This is a genomic window from Legionella sp. km772, from assembly GCF_003989735.1.
Lineage (GTDB): Bacteria > Pseudomonadota > Gammaproteobacteria > Legionellales > Legionellaceae > Legionella.
The window spans coordinates 1-3,141 of the sequence record NZ_RZGQ01000260.1; the positions used below are offsets into that span (position 1 = coordinate 1).

Here is a 3,141-nt window from a genome sequence, read left to right on the forward strand (position 1 = left end):
AAATCTTCAACAGTTGATAAAAAAGCTAATACTTCAGACATCCCTTTCTTTCGCCAGTTCAAATAAATGCAGGATTATACTGTTTATGTGACTAATTTCTAGTCATGAAAAGCCCCTGTCTACTCACCACTTATTGGAGTTTGTAGAACGAATACGAATAGCCGAAGCTTCGTTTTTCTCGATTTCAGAACCATGGGCAGATACGACTTCTCACGCAGGTAAAATGATCATGACCGTATTTGCTGGCATTGCTGAATTTGAGCGTGACTTAATTCGTGAGCGTACTTCCGCTGGGCGTGTAGCTGCCCAACAACGCGGGATTCGATTTGGACGCCCTAAAAAAATGAATGAAGAGCAAAAATTATTAGCCAAGCGCTTATTGGAAGAAAATAAAGCAGTAAGTGAAATTGCTAAGACATTTAATGTTCATAAAGCCACAATATACCGTTTATTAGATAAAGAATATGTCCACGATGAATAATTCAAAATATCTGTCAGGAGGGCGCGAGAATCAGATTATAAAAATCGGAAATACTGTTCATCGGCCAACGGGAAGATGGACAAAACAAATACACGAGCTTCTTCTGCATTTACGTCAAAGTGGTTTTTATGCAGCGCCTGAGCCTTTGGGATTTGATGAGCAAGGCAGAGAAATAGTCAGTTTTATAGAGGGAGATGTAAGTAATTACCCTTTGAGTCCTAATGCATCGTCAATTAAAGCTTTAGTTTCAGCTGCTTTATTATTGCGTAGTTTCCATGATACAACACAAAGTTTTTTGGAGACCATCATCTTTGAAAACACTGATTGGCAACTCCCTGCTCGCCAACCTTATGAAGTTATCTGTCACGGAGATTACGCTCCCTATAATATTGTGTTAGATGGAGAAGTTGCTGTTGGGATTATAGACTTTGATACATGTCATCCAGGGCCTCGAGTATGGGATATTGCTTATGCTTTGTATCGATGGTGCCCATTTACAAATCCCAAAAATCAAGATGGATTTGGTTGTATTCAGGAACAAATTAAACGAGCTCGTTTATTTTGTCGTTCTTATGGTTTAGCTGATGAAAAAAGACTGATATTGGCAGAGTTAATGGTTGAGCGATTACAGAAGTTGGTAGACTTTATGTTTTCTCAAGCAGACTTAGGTGATGAAACTTATAAATTAAATATTAAAAATGAACATCATTTACTTTATTTAGAAGATATTAAATATATTAAAAACAATTTAATTGCATTCGTATCTGGAATTACTGATTAGCAATCCTTAAGTCGGTTGGTCGTTCCATTACTCCCCATACCCCGACACCCACTGTAAATAATGCGAAACGGGGGCATGGGGATCGCCCCATAATTATTAACAACAATCGAGATCGATCACCCTATAATTTCAATTTTGGCGTAAAATTTTTGCAATAGTTGCAGGCTCTCGCTGCAAAAGCAATAATAGGACTTTAGCCGCACCATGGGGGGATCTATCGCCCTGCTCCCAATGCTGCAACGTTCTCGGACTAAAGCCAAAACTGTCTGCGAATTCTTTTCGGGATAAATTAAGATTCTCTCGAATTTCACGAACATCAATTTCATTGGGTATTTCGACTTTATGAACCTTTGCAGATCCTTTATTTCCTCGAATATACTCAATAGCCTCCTCCATGCCTTGAATTATTTCATTTCCTATATTTCGATTAGTCATGATCTTGACTCCTACGGTTCTTGCACTCAGATTTTAAAATTTGAGCAAGAGCTGATATTTGTTTCTTTTGCTCAGCAGTTAAATTCTCTTTTTCCCCTTTTCCATAAGCAGTTAACAAAAAAACAGGGGCAAGCTCATCGTAAAAATAATAAATTACCCTGACGCCACCGCTTTTTCCCTTATTCTTACTTCCCCAACGCACTTTTCTCACTCCACCAGTTCCAGGAATTAAATCCCCAGCCTCTGGATTTCTGGCGATAAAATTAATAAATTCATCGCGTTCGGCCACGCTGATTGAGTTTCCAACTTGAGAAAGAAACCCAGGAAATTCGATTATTGTTATCATTTTTTTCATATTCTAATTATGCTCCAATGGAGCACTTTTGTCAATGAACGTAAAGGACAATAAGACCAAGCAACCCAACCGCAGGAACCATTTTTATTTACTGCCTTGCTATGATGGCTTAAAATGCCAATCCATTGTACAAACCCAAGGTATGCTTAAGATGACTATCGAGCAATTCATTGAGTCAATATCGACTATCCCCTATCGCTCACTAGAAAAAGAATTTGACTTTGCAAGAAAGAATCAAGCATTGGTGACGCCTCATCTTTTAAGTATTTTGGAAAAAACGTTAGAAAACCTAGGTAAAGAGTCAATCGAAACCCGTTCAGCGCATGTTATTGCCATTTTCCTCTTGGCACTGTTTAGGGAAAAAAGCGCTTACCCGTTAATAATTGAGCTGCTAAATAAGATGCCTAGCAGTTTTGAGCACCGTATTTTTAACGACGAACTAGAAGATATGCCTAATATTTTAGCCTCTACTTTTAACGGCAATATAGAGCCTATTTATAAGTTGATTGAAAATGCAAACGCCTATGAGTTTGCACGGATTGCAGCGCTAGACTCATTGGTTGCCCTGTGGCATACCCAACAAATATCGCGTGAATCCGTTATTGCCTACTTTGATAAGTTGCTTACAAATAATGTTAGTGAACATAAGGATGCTGGGTTGCAGCCATGGATTATCCATTCTGCTTTAAGGCTCCACCCAGAAGAAATCATTAGCTCAATTCGTTTAGCATTTTATTTTCTTGGTGAAGACCTATATTGGTCTAACGACCCTTTAATATTGCCTAATGAATTTGAGACGGCGATGAAAAAAGGCAAAGAATATGTGTTTAAAAACTATCTGGATAAAGATAACTTCCATATCATCACCTGCCTTGACGAAGAATTTAAGGACTGGTGCTGGTTCGCGCCAAAACCACAATACCAAATTCGCGCAGAGCAGATGCTAGAACCTGTAGAGGTAATAGAAGAGCCAGGGGCTTTTCATGACTAGAAATGAACCAATTATTGTTCAGCTGTTTTTTAATCAACAGTCGACAAAAGATTCGGTAAATTTAGGCTGTGAGGCTTATTCGCTCTAAATGGTTAATA

Annotated in this window: 5 protein-coding genes; 3 read left to right on the forward strand and 2 right to left on the reverse strand. The window is 38.5% G+C overall.

The window, feature by feature from the left end:
• Positions 1 to 115 precede the first annotated feature (115 nt).
• Together ELY15_RS14870 and ELY15_RS14875 are read left to right on the forward strand one after the other, a co-directional pair.
• Positions 116 to 481, forward strand: a complete 366-nt coding sequence (locus ELY15_RS14870) for a recombinase family protein (RefSeq protein WP_255411124.1) — start codon at positions 116 to 118, stop codon at positions 479 to 481.
• Positions 474 to 1,262 (forward strand): phosphotransferase enzyme family protein, encoded by a 789-nt coding sequence (locus ELY15_RS14875; protein ID WP_127101396.1) that lies wholly within the window; start codon positions 474 to 476, stop codon positions 1,260 to 1,262. Before ELY15_RS14870 ends, ELY15_RS14875 begins: the two co-directional genes overlap by 8 nt.
• A gap of 129 nt (positions 1,263 to 1,391) precedes the next feature.
• Here the strand turns inward: ELY15_RS14875 and ELY15_RS14880 are convergent, their stop codons facing one another.
• Positions 1,392 to 1,697 carry a DNA-binding transcriptional regulator gene (locus tag ELY15_RS14880; protein WP_127101398.1) on the reverse strand — a complete coding sequence of 102 codons (306 nt, stop codon included), beginning with the start codon at positions 1,695 to 1,697 and terminating at the stop codon, positions 1,392 to 1,394.
• Entirely contained in the window at positions 1,690 to 2,052 is a 363-nt protein-coding gene (locus ELY15_RS14885) for a type II toxin-antitoxin system RelE/ParE family toxin (RefSeq protein WP_127101400.1), read from the reverse strand. The genes ELY15_RS14880 and ELY15_RS14885 overlap by 8 nt, the downstream gene beginning before the upstream one ends.
• A 34-nt stretch (positions 2,053 to 2,086) precedes the next feature.
• Between ELY15_RS14885 and ELY15_RS14890 the strand changes: the two genes are divergently transcribed.
• A complete protein-coding gene (locus ELY15_RS14890; protein WP_233586831.1) occupies positions 2,087 to 3,043 on the forward strand; it encodes a DUF1186 domain-containing protein in 957 nt (318 codons plus the stop codon).
• The last annotated feature ends 98 nt before the right edge of the window (positions 3,044 to 3,141 follow it).

What these genes read in the sequence shown, in the direction of transcription:
- ELY15_RS14880 (WP_127101398.1), bottom strand. Translation starts at nt 1,697, where the DNA reads ATGACTAATCGAAATATAGGAAATGAAATAATTCAAGGCATGGAGGAG.
- ELY15_RS14875 (WP_127101396.1), top strand. Translation starts at nt 474, where the DNA reads ATGAATAATTCAAAATATCTGTCAGGAGGGCGCGAGAATCAGATTATA.
- ELY15_RS14885 (WP_127101400.1), bottom strand. Translation starts at nt 2,052, where the DNA reads ATGAAAAAAATGATAACAATAATCGAATTTCCTGGGTTTCTTTCTCAA.
- ELY15_RS14890 (WP_233586831.1), top strand. Translation starts at nt 2,087, where the DNA reads ATGAACGTAAAGGACAATAAGACCAAGCAACCCAACCGCAGGAACCAT.